This is a genomic window from Hyalangium versicolor (assembly GCF_020103695.1).
GTDB classification, from domain to species: domain Bacteria; phylum Myxococcota; class Myxococcia; order Myxococcales; family Myxococcaceae; genus Hyalangium; species Hyalangium versicolor.
Genome location: NZ_JAHXBF010000044.1, coordinates 62,946 through 80,112, shown reverse-complemented (window position 1 = coordinate 80,112; position 17,167 = coordinate 62,946). Strand labels below are relative to the sequence as shown.

Below are 17,167 nucleotides of genomic sequence, written 5' to 3'. Positions count from 1 at the left end.
TCAGCGCGCGGTGGGCAACCCGCCGCTTTGCCACGGCCTCTCGCTCAGAACGGCAAGCCGTGCCGTACCCCAGTCTACCCACCGAGGATCGCGGCATCACGCACTCCTGCCGAAAGGACACTATGAAGGCGCGGTGAGGGATCTGCCACTCGTCCTAAGGGCGATTCTGAGGGGGCTGGCTGGGCGCGATTCTATTCCCCTGCTCGTTAGCAAGGTCTTCCTCAAGGCGTTCCTGGAACCTGAGCGGTCTCGAGAGACACTGGAGGGGGCGCTACCCATCCTTCGACAGGCCTCGGTCTTGAGCGCAGGGCATGCTCCGGCCTGGGCTTGTCCGGAGTTGTCGGCGAGCCTTCCGCCTGGGACTTGGTTGCCTGTGTCGAGCGCACGACTGACGCCTTGTGGCGAGTTGGCTGTGCCGCTGCCGGACGACTTGGGACGGGGGCGGCTACGGGTTTCGGCGCAGCCGCTGACCCAGATCAATCCCCGAGCGGGAGGACAGGGCGTTGGACCAGTTCAGGGATGGATCGCGGCACAACTAGCTTCCTTCGCTGCGCTGCCTTTGGGGCGACCAAGGAATGCAGTGCCGTTTGTCGTGGGAGGACATCCCCTTGCCGAGGAATTGAGTGTGCTCTACGTCCACGGCCCAAAACTTCGTGCACGGGCGGCAGCGAATGCGCCCCTCTTACCTGCGGAGCCTCGTCGACGCGAGATAGGAGTCCGCCTGCCCGCCATACTGGCCTCGCAGGACACTCCTCTACACAGGATCCTCGTGGTACGAGGATCAATCGTTAAGCCGGGGGATGTGTGGCTTGAGGCTCCCCTGACTTTGTGGGCGCGCGACACGGGGGCGAAGACGCTGAGTACTCAGCGCCTTCATACGGTGCCCTCGTGTGATCTTCTTGCCCATGTGTTCCAGATGGAGGAGCCCGAGGACCTCGAGGACCCCGAGGCGGAGACTGAGTCGGCCCCGGAGGATAGTTTGGCCTCGGAGGCCGTTCCGGCGAGCCCTGCGGAGGCGGCAGTGGTCCCGCTTCCCATGGCGGACGAGTTGCTTCCGCTGAGGCCGGTTCTGCCGGCGGCTGCCGAGCGTTGGTTTGTTCCTCCGGGGGTTCAGGGGACCGTGGTGGAGGTGCGCGAGGAGGTCGTGCGAGACAAGACCGAAGCATTGCTAGCGTGGAGGCTCACCCTCATCGTGGCACTTGAGGCGCCTGTGGACGTCCGGGGCCAACTCCTGTTGCCGGATGGCCGGGTGGCTGTGTTGGAAGGAGGGTTCGCCCGGGAAGAGATGCCATATGGGGAGGATGGGCAGCCCGTGCACCTTGTCATCGAGGATCCCACCCTGGCTTCCACTCCTGACACAGATATCTGGTTCGATGCCGCGTCGGGTGAGTTGCTGCATCTTGCTGCCTCGCGGGTGGGGAGGTGCTGGATCCTGACTCAAGACGCTTTCGTGAAGGGCCCGGACGCTCAGTTGCGCTTCCGTGCTCGGGATGGGGAGGGCATTGCGGCGGCGCCAGACTCGCCCGCGCTTTCCACCGTGGATCGGCTGTGGTGGGCGGCGGCGAGGCCTGATGAGGCCTCCATCCTCTCAAGAGAAGCGCGGTCCTGGACGGGGGGACTGCCGGGCTTCTGGCCCCACCTTGTTGAGGTATTGGAGGCAGCAGGGGTCATGCCCCCTACATCCTCAGAGCCTGAGCCGTGGAAGGATGTGTCCACCGAGCGGCGCGAACTTCGCTTTGAAGTCCCGTCGGCGACACGGCTGCGTAGCTGGCCTACTACGTACACAGAGGCGGAGCAGGATTCACCTCTGCGCTGGGGTTGTAGCTGTGGGCAGATCCAGGGACGTGCGAGAGCGTTCGAGGTGTGCCAACCGGATTCCTCGGGATGTGGAACGCCGGTCTTGCTTCGTCCTGCACTGAGCAGGAGGCGTCCTCTGTCTGTGTTTCGACTTTGCGAGCCGGTGCTCCACCCCTGGCGTAAGGAGACCGCCGCAGCGCTGTTAGGTCTCACCGTCTCCGAGTTGGAGCGGCGTTATGTAAAGGATGGGGCTTTGGTGCTGGGCATCCAGATGTACAAAGCCGTGCGCCGGGAAGACCCGGGGGCAGCAGTGCGCGACCGCATCTCCCGTTCCACCTCTCCTGCTGAGCGCGAGGAATTGCTGCGCGGTCTCCGGGCAGTAGAGCGGGATGTGAAGGCGCTGGGGAGGATGTTACCGGGACGGCTGATCGTGTCCTCAGTGCCCATCTTGCCTTGGGTGCTACACCCCACGGGGCTGCCTCGGGGTGCAGCCGAGAAGGTGAAATCCCCACTCACTCATGCCTATTTGCGTGTGCGCTTGGCCTCCGATCGGCTCAAGCGGTTGCGGCGGTCCGGTTCCAGGCTCTTGTGGGAAACGGCGCGTCGCGCGCTACTCGCTGAGATGGACGCTCTGTGGGGACCCGTGTCCCAAGGACGGCAGGAGGGTGAGCCCACGCATCTCGCTGGATTGCTCGCGCGCCTGTGGCCCTTGACACGGCCTCCAGGTCTGCGCTCTGTGGTGCCGGGAACTTTCCGGATTCAGGGGCGGCCTGCGCGGGACGACAAGGCCCCGGCACTGGAGTGCAACGTGGAGCGTATGCAGTCCTACGCCGAGCTTGCGGCACGCATCCCCGTGCCCGAGATACGGCAGGGACAGAAGGAGGATATTCAACTCCTTCGCTCGCTCCACGGCTCGTCTCGGGACGGGGTCGTCCAGGTGCTGCTGAGAGTGGAAGGGGAGTCGTGGGGAGTGACCACGACGGGGGTCTTGACCTCAAGGGGCCCTGTCTACCTACCTGTTGTGTCGCCTCTTCTCATTGAGATGTCCTCTCCAGATTTCTGGGCGGAGCGCGCCGCGCGTGACCGGCTGCTGCGTCAGCATCTGCCTTGGTTATTTATGGTCCTAGGCGCTTTTCAAGCGCTGGAGGATGATTCAGAGGAGGCAGGGAGAGGAGTGCTCGAGTCGTCACTGCGTCCGGGGCCCTCGGTACGGGCTCTGCGCCATGAGGGAGTGGAGGTTCCGCCGCTGGGCTCCGTCGGAATACTGGCACTACGGGAATTGATGGCAGGGCTGGCTCGGCCGGAGTCGCGCCCACTGGACTTCTGTCGGCTCGTGGAAGAGTCCCGCCCCCGTCCTTGTGGAGAGGATGGTTCCCGTGCCGCCGAGATGATTGAGGCCGTCGTGCAACGGGCTTTCCCAGGAGACGGGGCGTGGATGCGGATGAGCCAACGATTGCTCGTGCGTGCGCTGGTGGGGTGGTGGAAGGGACCCCCCTCCGAGGCGTCGCCCTCTGGATGGCGGTGGTTGCCCCCGTTGGAGCGGGGGCCGCCCGGAACCCGTCGCTGCGTACCTCCACTGGCCTCGTCCGCCTGGGAGGAGTGGCCCGCTATGGCGGCGGCGATCGCCCCCATCCGTTTTCTGCTTGAGAACGAAGGTCGCCCCATGGAGGATTGCTGGAGTCATACCCTGCGTTTGGTATTAGGCTTCGACGTGGATGAGCAGCCTGTGGACCAGGCAGAGTCTGAGCTTCCAAGCCTTGAGGATGAACTTGGGGTGCCCTTGCCCGGGAAAGGCATTCTCCTCATGCCAGATCCCGAGGCTGTTCCTGAACCTCTATCCATTAAGCGAATAGTGGGCAGCGCCAGTGGAACTCCTGAAGAACTCTCATTCTTAAAGGTGTCGTTGGAGGCATGGTTGTCGGCGAAAGCCGTGTCCGTCGTTTCCACGCCTACGCTCCCGTGCAGGGAGCAACTTCCCGAGGTAGTGCTGTTGTCATCGTCAATGTCGAACTGGTTGAAGGGAGGAACTCCGCGATGAGCACTCTCATGGAATCCAGGACGCTCGTGGCTCCGGGCGAGTTGCGCACGGATGCATTGGAGTTCTTCGACCAGGAGGCGGAGATCGATTTCTTGCTGGCTGCTCCAGGGCTTCTGCCACATCCTCCTCAGGGCCATGCGCAGTTGGCACGCGAGCCTCATTTGGACTTTCCCGTTCATGCATCGCATGCGCACCGTCAGGCAATCCTCGAGTCTCTCGGGCTTCAGCTCGACCAGTTGCCTCATACAACGGCATGGGAAGAGCGCTTGGGCGGGTGGATTCAGCGGCTGAAGTCCACCCAGGCGCGTGTCTTCCATTACTCGCGCAGGCCCCTATTCAGCCGGCTTATCAGCCGATCGGACAGCAGCCTTGTGCCAGCTGGGCCTCTTACTCGAGAACTTCTGGCACGTCCTCCAGGCGCGGAGCTGGACATGGCGTTGGCGGGCGGAATGCATGCTCAGGCACGTGCTTGGTTCCAACAGCGATTGACGGATGCAGAGGACATCTCCCAGGAGATTCAGACTCTTCTAGAGGAATCCTGGGCAGGTCCACTCATCGCAGCGAAGGAACTCTATTACAAGGTACTGTCGGAGTTCTTCCTGGAGATGCTCCAGGGTTCGGATCTCACCGATAATAACCCCTTGCTGGAGCGAATGACGGCTTTTCAGCAGGCTGCCTACCAGCAGGCTAAGGGCATCCTTCGGCGCTTTGGGGGGGTCTTTCTGGCGGACGTTGTCGGCTTGGGGAAGACATACATCGCCATGGCATTGCTTCGCTACCTCCAGGACGTGCTGGACCGGCACGCGGTTGTGGTGGCTCCTCCTGCGGTGTGTCCCGTCTGGGAGGCACTAGGCGAGGAGTCAGGCGTCCACCTGCGAACCCTGTCTCATGGAAGCCTGGGAGAACTCCCTCGATTTAATGCGCGCCAAGTACTGGTGATAGACGAGTCCCACAATTTCCGTAATCCCACGACACGCCGGTACGAGCGGCTCTGGGAGTGGTTGCACCCAGGGGGAATCCCCTCGCGGCGCCAAGTGCTGCTGCTTTCGGCGACACCCCAGAACAACAGTTCTTGGGACGTGCAGCGGCAACTGCGGCTCTTTCCCGACGACTTCACTCGATTGCCCTTCGCTGGAGAGTCGCTAGAGGATTTCTTCAAAGCGGTAGAGTCGGGTAAGGAGTCTCTCACCTCCATCCTCCAGCACGTTGTAGTGCGGCGCACCCGGCGGTTCATCCAAGCTCAGTACCCGGACGCGAAGCTACCGGTGAAACAGCGCTCGGGTGGTTATGCCTGGGTGCCCATTCGCTTCCCCACACGCATCTCCGGGCCCGAGCAGTGCTTGCGCTATCAGATCGAGGAATCATACGGGGCGGGCTTGTACGACCGCATTATCCACCTGCTGGGCAGCATGGAATACCCCCTCTACGGATTGGGGGCTTACCTACTGGAGGTGCACAAGAAGGACGAGCGCGTAGTCGGAATCCGTCAGGCAGGTCAAAGCCTTAGAGGGCTCTTTAAGGTGTTGTTGCTCAAACGTCTGGAGTCCAGTGAAGCCGCCTTTCGCATCTCCTTGGATCGGCTTCGGGAGCGCCTACGCGTGGCCCTGGAGAACCTCCAGCAGGGCTTTATCGTTCTGCACCTGGATGTGGCGGATGAAGAAGGTGGCGAAAGTGAATCGCTGCCTTCCGGCATGTTTCACGTGGATCGCTTGCGTAACGCACTCCAGGGGGACCTCGGGCGGGTGGAGGAACTCTGCACGGCCATGGGGAAACTGCCGCCAGCAGCCGAGGCCAAACTAGCACGACTGCGTGCCTACCTCGCGACACGTCCACCCCAGGTGCATCGTACCCTCATCTTCACGCAGTTCGCCGACACGGCTGACTTCTTGGTGGAACACTTGAAGGAAGGGTACGGAACCGTGGAGAAGGTGACGGGCAGCAGCGGTAATGTCCGTCAAATAATCCGCCGCTTCGCGCCGCGAGCCAATCTCTCGCCAGAAGGGACACAGGTGCCTCGGGAGAAGCAGATCGACCTGCTCATCTCCACAGACGCCTTGAGTGAGGGTATCAACCTCCAGGACGCCGATACACTCATCAACTACGACCTTCACTGGAATCCCGTGCGCCTCATCCAACGTGCGGGTCGCATTGATCGTCTTGGAAGCCCCAATGATGAGATTCACATTGCCAGTTTCCTGCCAGAGCGAGGGCTTGAGTCCCAGTTAGGCCTTGAGCAGGTGCTCCGGCGGCGCATCAAGGAGTTTCTGGAGGTCTTTGGAGAGGACAGCCACATACTCCCTGCAGAGGACCGCCTCGACGTCCAGGGAGCGCTGGACGCGTACGCAGGCAAGGCTTTTGAGAAAGCCGAGATGTCGGATGACCTGGATGCGCTCGGACGTCATGCCGAACGCATCCTCACACTGCGGCAGACCCAGCCAGATCTCTATGCGCGCGTCAAGGCACTGCGCTCAGGCCGACGGGCTGCCACGAACTCGGCGCTGCCGGGAGTTGTGGCTATGCGGCTGGGTTGGTACTGGGGCTTTTGGCGGGAGCACAAAGAGGACGGTTGTATCGAGAAGTTGGCGGATTTGGCGGGGCTGGATCTGCTATATAAACACTCCGAGCGGGAGGACTTGCGCGTACCCGGGCAGGTCTCACGGGCGAGGCTAACGCTATCATTGATGGTGGAGGAGTCCCGGCGGCTTTTCTCCATGCAGGCGGACAACGTTCGGGCTCAGCGGCAGACACCCGCGCTCGACATCAACGAGGAATGGGTACGCGCGTCGCTTGATGCACTGCGGACTAGCGCGGATGAGGAGAGGCGGGGCGTGCTGGACGCCATGGTACGTTGGGTGCTCGCGGGTCAATACAAGACTGTCTTGCGTCTGGCGGCGACGCGCTGGCGCAAAGAGCAACTGACGGGAGAAGCGCTGTTCCAGCAGATGACGGCGATGATGCGCTTCGAGTTGAAGAACGAGTTTCTTGGAGAAGAGCAGGTCGTGGGTGCGGTCGTGGGGAGCGGCGTTGCCAGCTGATATCCGCGCCTATTCAACGGCGATGGGCCGCACTGGTATGACAAGCATACCAGTTGGCGCAGTCCGCGTCCGGAGGGGAGCCTCCGAGGGTGTGCTCAGTGACTGATCACTCGGCGCGCGGCGTGCCTGTAGAACTGGGTGAGGGAGAAGTCGAGCGCGGCCTGGCGGCTCTGGAGGGCATGACGGGCACGTAGGAAGGGCAGCCACGCCCTGGCTCCAGTGATGACGGCGGCCTCGTCGAGGTTGCGGCGAGGCACCCAGCGCCCGCCTAGGTTGCGCACCATGAGCGCACCCAGGTACGCGCCCAGGGAGGTGGTGAACAACTCCCGCTCGGCTTCGGGAAGCCTGGAGCCCCAGCCTTGCCACCATAGGAAGTAGTCCAGCTCCGGGAGGGATTCGGGAGAGGCGTCCATGACGGAGGGCACTTTCGTGTGGAGCAGCACGGCGAGCTGTTCGGCGTACTGGTGCTCGTAGATGCGGATGGCTTCTGCGACGTCGAGGACATCAGAGGGTGGGACTTCGCGAGCCGGGAGCCATTCAGAGGGAAGTAGGGGGCGGTATCGGTTGAGGCGTTCGATGTCCGCACGCCTCGTGTCGAGGCCGGAGCGCTGCAGAGTGAGGGTGAGCAGATCAGCGATGTCCGGGTCGAAATCCGGTTCGATGGGAGTGAATGCGAGGGAGCGCTGGCGGAGGGCGGTCAGAGTGTCCTCGAGCTTCAGCTCCGGACGCAGGTGGACGAGTGCGCGCGCCTGAGCGAACCGGGCTTCCTCGGAGAAGAAGTCGGAGGGGGTGGGGCGGGTAAGGAGGAGAACGGCGCCGTGTGGCAGTTCCTCCACGAGGAAAGCGGGAGTGGAGAGCACGCGCTGACGGCCCAGCTGTTCCACCATGCGTGGCCCGAAGAGGTTGAGCCAGTGGGTCTGGTGGACGCCTAGGGGCGCGGAAGTGTTCTTGAGGCGAGGAGCCCCTCCCATGACGAAGTCAGTGCCACTGTGGGCGAAGCCGTAGGAGACGGGGAAGCGGGCAGCGAAGGCACGAGCAAGCTCCACGATCCGTCGGGCCCGCTCTTCTGCTTTACCGGGGCCGGTGAAGATCGAGAAGGGGTTGGCGTGGAGGCTGAGGCTGAACCGCCCCTCCTCAGGTACGTTGAGAGAGGACGAAACATTGAAGTAGGCGCTGGGGAATCGGGCGCATCCAAGGAGAAACATGACGGTTCCTTGGAAGGTGACCTCAGGCAGGCGGTCTCGCAGCTTCGATCGCGAGTACTTCAGCCGCCGTTTCAACGTCATGTCCTTGGGGTGGAACTCCTCTCCGGTGGCCTCGATGATGTCGAGCACAGGCTCCAGGCCTGTGAACCCTTGTCCCAGCGGGTTGGCGGAGGAGCAAAGCCTGAGCTCGAGCCCATCCTCCTTGTTCCATTCGTCATGGGTCATGATGGAAGTGGAGGGCGACGCCGAGCCTCCTCGCGGTCGTGGTCATCTGCTCCCTCAGGTTGTGAAGCTCTGGCAAGAGCCGACCGTCATACACGAGATGCACTCGAGAGACAGGAACTCGGCGCTCAAAGAGGGGATGGCCTGGCCTGCGTACTTCCACGGTGCCGCCGTATTTGCCCACGGCCTCTTTTGAGTCGGCGATGACATGTTGTTCGATGACTCTAACGCTCATCCCGCTGAAGTCCCGCTGTTTGGTGCTGAAGGTCTCCACGTGAGGTGTGGCCTGCCTGACGGTCGCTTCGTCGACGACGAACTGGTCCGCATAGGAAAGAGGAGTGCCGTCATCGTGTGCCAGCCCCACGTTCTCGTCGACCCGAGGCCTCTCCATCTGATCGAGCATCTGGCGTCGGGCTCGCGACGTGTCCACCTCCGCCCGCAGCATGGCCGAGACGTCCTGTTGGAACTCCAGCGCACGATCGAAGCGTGTCCGGAAGACTCGGTACTCGTTCCAGGTCAGAGGCGGCAGGATTCTGGTATTCGTGCCTGCATGGCAGAGACGTCCGGTCGGGCTCGGATGCGCCCTGTGACCGCCAGCCGTTCGGCTCCCACGGCTGCTGCGCTCTGCTCCACCGCCGTCATCTCCTCGGCTCGCAGAGCTGCGCCCTCCACGCTCGCGGCGCGGCTCGAGGTTCCAAGCGCGGCACGGGTCTCCGCGGAGACGGCGGCCTTGCCCACCGCCGCCTTCAACTGCCCTCGAGCCAGAACCGCGTTGGCGATGGCCATCGCGAGCGTGGTCTCCAACCTGCGTTTCCTGGCCTGGGCCGTGAAGGCGTCCGCCAGGACCTGCCGCAAATGCCGCGCTCCGGGGCCATCCGAGTGGCCGAGGACTCCATCGATGAACTGCCAGTCCGGAGTACACCGGATGGGGAGATCCAGTCCGCACGCCAACGCCGTCATGTTCGCGAAGGCAACACCTGTCCAGCGGAACTGCTCCTCCACCTTCGCGAAGAGCACTTTCGCATCGTGCTCGCTGTCCCGTTGTCGATAGACGTGTTCCAGATGCTCGGGGCGATGGGTCAGCAGGACATCGGAGCCCTTGATGAGCCGCGGTCCCTGCTCTGTCTGTTCGAGATAGAGGGAGTAGGCGAAGGGAGGAGGGGTCTGCTCGAGCGGCTCGGCTGCCAACGAGCCTCCATCCTCGCTGCAACCCGCAGCCAGAAAGGCCAGCACGAACCGCAGCAGCGCACGGAGCCACATCCAGCGCAGCGTCACATGCACTGCTGCAAAGCGGCAAGCACTCAGCGTCCACCCCCGCTCTCCTCGAGCCTGCTGCTATCTTGCGTGCATGTCCTTCCTGCTTCCTGCCAGAGGAACCGTCCGCTCATGAGGGAGCGGGTCTTCGTCCTCTTTGTCTTGGGGCTCTTGCTGGCCAGTGGCGGCGCGGTCTGGAAGCTGTGGACGGTGAAGGCCCCCGTGGCTCCCCGACCGCCCTGGAGCCCTCCGCGCCTGCCCATCGAGCAGGTGAGGGCGCCGGTGCCTGCGCGCTTCTCCGCGCCGCTTCCCACTCGCGTGGAGGACTTCTGGGCGGAAGTGGAGAAAGGACCTCCCCTCTCTCATGTCCAGTTCCGGCTCATGCAGGGAGACCGGGAGATGGGGGAGCGCTTCCTCGTGGCGCTCCGGCAAGCCGCCGCTTCCGCGGAGAGCCTCGTGGCGCTTCAAGGCACCTATGGAGAAGCTCTCTGGCCCGAGGAGGATTGGCCGATCGAAGAGGGCTCTCGGGGAGTGAGCAGTATCGAGCTGGGGGAACCGCCCTGCGACTGGTTGAGTGAGAACCTGGAGGCCCCGGGCCGTGAGCCTCCGCTGATTCGTGCCCTGTTCTGGTCGAAACTCGCAATGTGCTCGGGGTCGAGGGTGGAGGCGCTCTTCGCTCGGGACGATGCGCCGCTGCTCTCCGTGCTCGAGCAGTACCATCGCTATGGGCCCCCACGCTTGACGTTGGCCATGCAGCGTGCGGTCCGCCGGCTCCTCTCCGAGGATCGGCAGGAGTTGTTCGACAATGCCGCGGCGTTTCTCTCGCGTTCCACGGAGCCCGTGGCGAGAGAGCTGCTGGAGGAACTGGCACGCAGTGCTCGTGGGGAAGCCGCCGAGGAGGTTCAAGAATCGCGGAAGGCTCGCTCGCAGGAGGAGGAGTACAACCAACGTCAGTGCCGGTTTCTCCCGACGACGGAGACGATGGTGGCGACAGATGCCAAACGGCTCGATCAATGCGTGACACGGTGGGCTCACGCGGACTGGACCGCCACTGCCCGGCTGGCCTCATTGCTCGGCGATGACCCTCGCCTCTCGCCCTCTCTCCAGGAGGCGTTCGCTGTCCTCACGCGCTTTCCCTCCATCGAGGCCCGGGATGCCTGGGCCCGGGAGAAGGGCCTTCTTCCCACCGAGTCCCCTGTGCCCTCGAGCGAACTGCCGCCCGTGCCTCTTTTGGGGCGGATGTACCAGGTCCGGCGCGCCCTTTATTTCTTCGCCTCGCGCGGTAAGAGGCCCACCGCCCCTGTCCGGCACGATGTGCTCCTCGTGGCGTTGGCCTGGAGCGTGCGCCCGGCGCTCCAGGATGTGGTGTTCGAGGAGCTGGCTCCGCCAGAGGACGCTTCGCTCGGGGAGTTGGTGGGGGACTACACCCTACGAGCGTACGCGGATGGAGAGCGCTTCTCCCTGACGGCGCGGAACCTGGGAGATTATTGGGACATGGGCGCGGTGCTGGCGCTGCTCAATCAAGTGCTCGAGGCGCGCGGGAGTCCCATCCGGTTCGCGGCGGAGGATAAACCCAATTCCGTCTTCGCCCTCCTGTTCGGTCCCGAGGCAGCGCTGCGAGAAGCGCATGCCTTGGGGATGCTCCATCTCGGAGACGCTCGGGACGTCATCCTTCGTGTGAGGGAGGAGGATCGCCAGTCCGTGAGGCGCCTGCTCGGACTGCCTCCGTGAGAAGCCTGTCCACGTGTGCCGGGAGACCCTGTCGCCCCCCGGCCTCCTGAGCAGTCGTCTCAGCGGCTGATGGTCAGCTTGAGGTGGTTCGCCACCGGCGTGCCGTAGCTGAGCGAGGAGAGCTCGCGCACGTTCGGGTCCGGATCCATCGGGCCCGTGTTCGCGGTGGCCTGCTGCGGACCGGTGTTGGCGCCAATGCCCGGCTCCTCGTTGATCTCGGTGCCCGCATCGTACAGGTGCAACATCGTGCTCAGGTCGCCGGTGACAGGCTCGCCCATGGAGTTGAAGAGCTCGATGCCCTCGGGCGTGGTGCCGAAGAACCAGTCGTTGGACATGCCGAACATCGTCACGAAGGTGAGGCGATCGCCCGGACGGGCACTCACCTCGAAGGTGTACGCGTCGCCGGGCTTCGCCGGGCCAGCGCTCATGGAACCCTCGGGCATGGTGAACGTGCCCAGCTGCTCATTCGCGGATACCCCGCCCTTCAGCGCCTCGTACAGCGGGGTGACGTTGCCCTCCTCGGCGATGCGCTCGAGGCCCTGGCCGCTGTCCGGCGCGCCCACCTTGAAGAGCGTGTTCGCCGACGAGTGCACCAGGAAGAGGCCCGGGGACACGGGCGTCGCCGTGCCGCTGGTGCTCGCGAGCGTCGACCCCAGCCCCGTCACCAGACCCATCTCGGCCAGCGCCTCGAGCCCTAGCACCCGGTCCTTCTTCCCCTCGGAGAAGAGGGGCTCGCCACCGGTGCTCAGCGCCCACACGCCCGGAGAGACGCGCACGGGCTTGTAGCCCTGGGACGTCTGCAACGTGGACGCATCATTCGACACGTTCTCGATGCGCACGGTGAACTCGCGCTTGGAGGCGTCATGGGTGAGGGTGACGCGGATCATCGAGGACACCGCCGGAACGTTGAACATGGATCCGTTGCTCAGCGTCGTCGGCGAGCTGATCCGGCGCACGGTCGGGTCGGGATCCACAGCGCCCGGTCCGTCCACGGAGCTGCCTTGGTTCGGCAGCGTGTGGGCGCCCACGGCAGGCTCTTCGTTGATCTCGGTGCCCACATCCCAGAGGGACACGTGGGAGGTGATGTCCCCTTGGACGGGCGTGTTTCCTTCGTAGAGCTCGATGCCGCCCGGAGGCGTGGCGAAGACCCAGTCATTGGACTGGCCGAGCATGGATGCGAACGAGAGCTTCTGTCCCTTGCCCGCGGTGAAGGAGAACTCGAAGGCATCACCTGGGGCCAGCGGGCCCGGCGACGAGCCACCCACGCGGGTGGTGTAGGTGCCCGACTTGAGCTGGGCAAACGGCGCGATGTTCTCCAGGCGCACCTTGAGGACGGTGGGCTCGGGGGCCATGGGCTCCTTGTCATCGCCACAGGCGGTGGCAACGAGCGCGGAGGCGAGGAGAGCGGACACACGTCCAGCGTGGAACTTGATCATGGAACTGCTCCTGTGTCGGAAGAGAGAGGGAGTGCCGTTGGCGTGGCGGCCACTCGCGCTTCTGTACGCAGGAGCAGAAAGGCGGTTACGCGGGCCTCACGAAAAACCGCGAGAACGCGTAACCGCCTGGAAAGAGAGGCCTTGAGGAAGGGAACTGCTCAGGGGCTCTCGTAGACCACGAGGCGATTGTTGCCTTGGTCCGTCACTACGACATACGGCCCCGTGAAGAGCATGCCTCCAGGCCGGTAGAGACTCCGAGCGCTGGGAGTCGTTCCCGTTGGCGGATCGTACTCGTTCATCGAAGTGAAATCCTTTTGCCCCAGGACGTTGCTGGCTGGGGCATTGTGGGTGCTGGGGATGGCGTTCCACACCATGATGCGGTGGTTCGAGGTATCCGCCACGAAGAGCTGTGTCCCTGTGGAGTAGACAAAGGACGGAGCGTTCAGGCCACTCTGGGTGGTGGTGCACTCATTGGAGGTGAAGCCTCCCTGCCCGAGGACCACGTCCGCGGCTTGACCGTTCTGGGTAGGGAACTGGTTCCAGATGAGCCCGCGGCAGTTGCTGGAGTCGATGACGATCAGGCGCGTGCCGTCCGTCCAGATGCCCATGGGGAGCCAGAGCGTGGAGGCAGTGGGCACCCTGTCTGCGTCCATGACTCCATCCTGATTCTTGTCATTGGCAGCGCAGAGCGTGAATTGCGTCTGACCCAGCACCAGATCCGGCTCCACATCACTCGTGGTGGGGACCGTCTTCCAGATGAGGACGCGGTTGTTGTAGGTGTCCGCCACGAGCAGCATCCCGTGGCTCAGGACGACATTATCCGGAGAATTGAGCGAATTCTTGGCGCAGCGGCTCTCCGTGGAGTCGAAATCCCGCTGGCCCAGGACGGTGTCGGCTGGGGCTGCCGTCGCTTTGGGGAGTGTCTGGTACAGGAGGATGCGGTTGTTGGCTTTGTCGGCCACTGCCAGCCGGGTTCCATCGCTGGAGAGCCCAGCTTGGAATGACAGCCCTGCCCTCCCGATGCCGATGGCGTCGCTCGTGAAGTCCGGCTGGCCGAGAACGAACTCAGCGGGTGTCACGCTCTGGTGCGGCAGGCCGTTGAAGCCGAGCACCCGGTTGGCGCCACTGTCGCTGACGTAGAGCTTCCCTCCCGCGAGCACCGGGTTGCCCCCGGGTCCTGCCAGGGTGTCCTGGCCCAGGGCTCCTCCTCGATTCGGCTCACTATCGGTAGCGGCGTTCTGACCGATGATCCAGGCGCTCGACTGGTGGTCCGTCAGTGTGTACCAGGCGTTGCACTGGAGCACGAGCGTCGTCACATTGCCGGCCACCGTCCCGCCTGTATTCGAGAGGGTGCAGCGGCGTGCTTGGGGTTGTGCAACGAGTGTCACGTTGTAGGTGGCCCCCTTGAGCAGCCGAGTCTGGAAGGTGAATGCACCGCTCGTGGACAGCGACAGGGTCTCGCTCTCATTGAGGCGGAGTTGCAACGGAACGTCCAAGCCCTCGGCGGTACCTCCCACCGTATAGGTCCGCTGGCTGCAGTTCACCTCGACGGTGGATACATCCGCACCCTGGAGCTTGCCTGTCGCACCCTGGAGCAGGCACTCTTGCTGCTCAGGAGCAGCGGTAAGCGTCACGGTGAACGTGCTTTGGTCTTCGAGCACCCCTTCGAAGGTGAAGGGCCCGTTCTCGCTCCGGGTGATGCTCTCTGCGCCATTGAGCCGAAGCGTGAGGCTGCCGGAGAGGCCCGAGATGGTTCCTCCCACCTTGAAGTGCCCAGGCTTGGGCGGCTCCTCCTTGCCGCAAGCAGCCCCCACAAGGGCCACGAGCCCCAGCACGGTAAGCATCGCCCTCCTCGGAACAGACCCCGTGAAGCTCAAACCCAGATACCTGCTGTGCATAGAGTGTCTTCCTTCTGGTTACGGTGCGCCGCAGGTGCCGGACAGGCACGCCAGATCGGGCTTGCAATCCGTGTCAGCCGCGCAATCGGTCCCCGCGCTACAATCGTAGCCCGCGCCTCCGCCCATGCCGCTCACCGTGAAGCTACCGTTCAACACATTCTCCTGGATGGGGTTGTTGGCGAGCGAGCCTTCCTGCGCATGAACCAGGGTCACAGTGCTCCCCGAGGCTGTGGCCGTGATGTCCAGGTTGGTGGCTCCATTGATGGCAGTGACCATGGCCGCCGCGACACCCGCCGCATCTGGCCCGGAAGAGATGTCGACGGCGATATTGCCGCTCGACACACCACCGGACTTGTTGAACTCGAACGTGATTCGACTGTGCGTGGCGTCCCGGAGAGAGAAACGCTCGCTATCGTTGATGGTGGAGGCTGGCACGGCCTTGATGGTGCCGGTGGCCTTTGCGAACTGCGTGGTGGTGCACGAACTGTTGCAGGTGCCACAGGAGTTGGTGTTGGCGTCGTCGCAGGTCTCAGAGCCATTGACGGTGCCATCTCCGCAGTAGGGGCCCGTGAGCGCCAGTGTGTTGGCGCAGGTGGCATCGCACTGGGTGCAGGTCTGGGTGCCGTAGGCACATGCATTCTCAGTGGTGTTGTTGCCGTCGTCGCACTTCTCCGTGCCATTCTTGATGTTGTCACCGCAGTAGGGGCCTGTGAGGTTCAGCGTCTGCGAGCAGCCGGCGTTGCAGGCGGTGCAGCTCGGCGTGCCATAGGGGCACGAACTCTCGGTGGTGGTGTTGCCGTCGTCGCACGCCTCCGAGCCGTTGCGGATGTTGTCTCCGCAATAGCCGCCCGTGAGGTTCAGCACGGCAGAGCAGGTGGCATCGCACCGGGTGCAGTTCTGGGTGCCATAGGGGCACGAGGTCTCCGTGGTGGTGTTGCCGTCATCGCAGACCTCCGAGCCGTTGCGGATGTTGTCGCCGCAGTAGGCGCCCGTGAGGTTGAGGACCGCCGAGCAGGCCGCGTCGCATCGGGTGCACGTCTGCGTGCCGTAGGGGCAGGAGGACTCGGTAGTGGTGTTGCCGTCGTCACAGACCTCCGAGCCGTTGCGGACGCTGTCCCCGCAGAAGGCGCCCGTGAGATTCAGCACGTTGGCGCAGGTGGCATCGCACCGGGTGCAGCTCGCGGTGCCGTAGGGGCAGGAGGACTCGGTGGTGGTGTTGCCGTCGTCACAGGCCTCCGAGCCGTTCTTGATGTTGTCGCCACAGTAGGGGCCGCTCAGGTTGAGTTGGATCGAGCAGTCCGCGGAGCACCGGACGCAGCTCTGGCTGCCGTAGGGGCACGAAGTCTCCGTGGTGGTGTTGCCGTCGTCGCACGTCTCCGAGCCGTTCTTCACGTTGTCGCCGCAGTACTCGCCCGTGAGGTTCAGCACGGTGCCGCACGTCGAGTCGCACCGCACGCAGGTCTGGGTGCCATAGGGGCACGAAGTCTCGGTGGTGGCATTGCCATCATCACACGCCTCGACGACCGGGCCCTGCTGATCAACGGCGCCATCTCCGCACCGGTTGAGCTTGCACGAGTTGAGGCAGTCATCCTGGTCGTTGGTGTTGCCGTCGTCACAGGCCTCGTTCGCCAGCGTGTTGCGCTTGCCGTCGCCACAGCGCGAGACCGTGCAGTCACTGTTGCACACCGCCGTGCTGGCTCCCACGGTGGGTACTTCGCACTCCTCGCCCGCGGCCGGGTTGATGATGCCGTCGCCGCAGACGGGCAGGGTGCAGTCCAGATCGCACACCGTCGAGGTGTCCGCGTAGTCGCACTCCTCCACTCGCGGCTCCTGGGTGTCGACGAGCCCGTCTCCGCACCGCGCCAGCACACACGCGTTGTTGATCTCCACGCAGTTGTCGTTGTTGAGGTCGTTGCCGTCGTCGCACTCCTCGTCGTCATCGCGCGTGCCGTTGCCGCAGCCCTCGCCGGACTTGCAGTCGAAGCTGCAGCCGTCGCCGCTCACGGTGTTCCCGTCGTCACACACCTCGCCCGTGATGTCGTCGGTGATGTGATTGCCGCACGTCTCGTCCGAGCGGCAGTTGGCGCTGCACCCGTCCCCGGACACGATGTTCTTGTCGTCGCACACCTCGCCCACGGCCCGGTCGATGACGCCGTTGCCGCACAGCTCGGTGGACTTGCAGTCCGCGCTGCACCCGTCCTTGTCCAGGGTGTTCCCGTCGTCGCAGATCTCCCCCACGGCGAGGTCCACCTTGAGGTTGCCGCAGCGCTCGTTCGAGGAGCAGTCCTTGCTACACCCGTCGCCGTCCTGGATGTTGCCGTCGTCACACGCCTCGTCGGCCTCGACGACACCGTTACCGCAGGGCGTCTTGATGCAGACCGGTTGGTTGGCGGCGCAAGCCTGACCCTCGGGGCAGACGAGGCCGGAGGGGCACTGCACGCTCGCGGGCTCGAAGCACGAGAGCGGCAGCGACAGGAGCACCAGCGCGAGGAGACCGATACGGCCAGGGCGCACGGGAACAGGGGATGCTCGTCTCATAAAGATCAGGAAC

Annotated in this window: 9 protein-coding genes; 3 read left to right on the top strand and 6 right to left on the bottom strand. The window is 64.1% G+C overall.

Annotated features, from left to right (window positions below; translation table 11 throughout):
* Window positions 1-3,406 precede the first annotated feature (3,406 nt).
* Together KY501_RS49475 and KY501_RS49470 are read left to right on the top strand one after the other, a co-directional pair.
* Window positions 3,407-3,835, top strand: coding sequence for a hypothetical protein (locus KY501_RS49475; protein WP_224372469.1), 429 nt, complete (start codon window positions 3,407-3,409; stop codon window positions 3,833-3,835).
* Complete coding sequence (locus KY501_RS49470) at window positions 3,832-6,870, top strand: helicase-related protein (RefSeq protein ID WP_224372468.1); 3,039 nt, start codon at window positions 3,832-3,834, stop codon at window positions 6,868-6,870. The genes KY501_RS49475 and KY501_RS49470 overlap by 4 nt, the downstream gene beginning before the upstream one ends.
* 95 nt (window positions 6,871-6,965) lie before the next feature.
* Here KY501_RS49470 and KY501_RS49465 read toward each other — a convergent pair whose 3' ends face one another.
* The 3 genes from KY501_RS49465 to KY501_RS49455 all read right to left on the bottom strand — a co-directional run bounded on the left by KY501_RS49465 (window position 6,966) and on the right by KY501_RS49455 (window position 9,572).
* Window positions 6,966-8,300, bottom strand: coding sequence for a hypothetical protein (locus tag KY501_RS49465; protein ID WP_224372466.1), 1,335 nt, complete (start codon window positions 8,298-8,300; stop codon window positions 6,966-6,968).
* Complete coding sequence (locus KY501_RS49460) at window positions 8,290-8,742, bottom strand: hypothetical protein (protein WP_224372464.1); 453 nt, start codon at window positions 8,740-8,742, stop codon at window positions 8,290-8,292. Before KY501_RS49460 ends, KY501_RS49465 begins: the two co-directional genes overlap by 11 nt.
* 71 nt (window positions 8,743-8,813) lie before the next feature.
* The gene (locus KY501_RS49455) at window positions 8,814-9,572 is read right to left on the bottom strand and encodes a hypothetical protein (protein WP_224372463.1); all 759 of its coding nucleotides are present in this window, start codon (window positions 9,570-9,572) and stop codon (window positions 8,814-8,816) included.
* Between the two features lie 111 nt (window positions 9,573-9,683).
* Between KY501_RS49455 and KY501_RS49450 the strand changes: the two genes are divergently transcribed.
* A complete protein-coding gene (locus tag KY501_RS49450) occupies window positions 9,684-11,282 on the top strand; it encodes a hypothetical protein (protein ID WP_224372461.1) in 1,599 nt (532 codons plus the stop codon).
* A 59-nt stretch (window positions 11,283-11,341) separates the two neighbouring features.
* Here the strand turns inward: KY501_RS49450 and KY501_RS49445 are convergent, their stop codons facing one another.
* The 3 genes from KY501_RS49445 to KY501_RS49435 form a co-directional block, all read right to left on the bottom strand.
* On the bottom strand, window positions 11,342-12,718 hold the full coding sequence (locus KY501_RS49445; protein ID WP_224372460.1) for a spondin domain-containing protein: 1,377 nt from the start codon (window positions 12,716-12,718) through the stop codon (window positions 11,342-11,344).
* 158 nt (window positions 12,719-12,876) lie between these two features.
* Window positions 12,877-14,562, bottom strand: a complete 1,686-nt coding sequence (locus KY501_RS49440) for an NHL repeat-containing protein (protein WP_224372458.1) — start codon at window positions 14,560-14,562, stop codon at window positions 12,877-12,879.
* Between the two features lie 72 nt (window positions 14,563-14,634).
* Window positions 14,635-17,130 carry a DUF4215 domain-containing protein gene (locus KY501_RS49435; RefSeq protein ID WP_224372457.1) on the bottom strand — a complete coding sequence of 832 codons (2,496 nt, stop codon included), beginning with the start codon at window positions 17,128-17,130 and terminating at the stop codon, window positions 14,635-14,637.
* Between the last annotated feature and the right edge of the window lie 37 nt (window positions 17,131-17,167).